General features: G+C 30.0%; 1 protein-coding gene. It reads left to right on the forward strand.

Going from position 1 to position 540, the window contains the following annotated elements; all coding sequences use genetic code 11:
• Positions 1-540: hypothetical protein (locus tag B0174_RS12275; protein WP_165790432.1), on the forward strand; the 540-nt coding region annotated here is incomplete at both ends.

Here is a 540-nt window from a genome sequence, read left to right on the forward strand (position 1 = left end):
AGGAAGAACAATTAATATAAATAATTCTTTTTGGAATACGACTAAGAGTGGATACACAAATGATAAGTCTGGTTCAAAAGGATTAAGTGCATCATCAATAAAAGACTTAAATATTTTTAAAAATGCTAATTGGGATATAGTTGAAGATTCTACAATGATAAAAGGAACTCCAGTTTTATCTTGGCAAGTTGGAAAAGATGGAGATACTAAACCTATTTGGTTAATTGGTACAAAAGTTACTTCAAAGCCAATAATTGATAAACCAGCAACAGAAACACCAAACAAACAAATAGACAAAGTAATCACAACAATTGTAAATAAAGAAGCACTAAAAGTACCAACAGTTCCAAAAGTTACTACTACACCAAACAGTTATAAAAATGTAAACGTATCATTTAGTGTTGGAGAAAACAAGCAAATTGTTTCAAAACCAATTGAAGATCAAGAAACAAAAAGAGTAACACTTAGTGAAGCAAAACAGATGCAACAAGAAGTTACAGGTGAAACAGTAGGTGATGTAAAAGTTCCATTATCAAGAAT

It is taken from the genome of Arcobacter caeni (assembly GCF_003063245.1).
In the GTDB taxonomy this organism is placed as follows: Bacteria; Campylobacterota; Campylobacteria; order Campylobacterales; family Arcobacteraceae; genus Aliarcobacter; species Aliarcobacter caeni.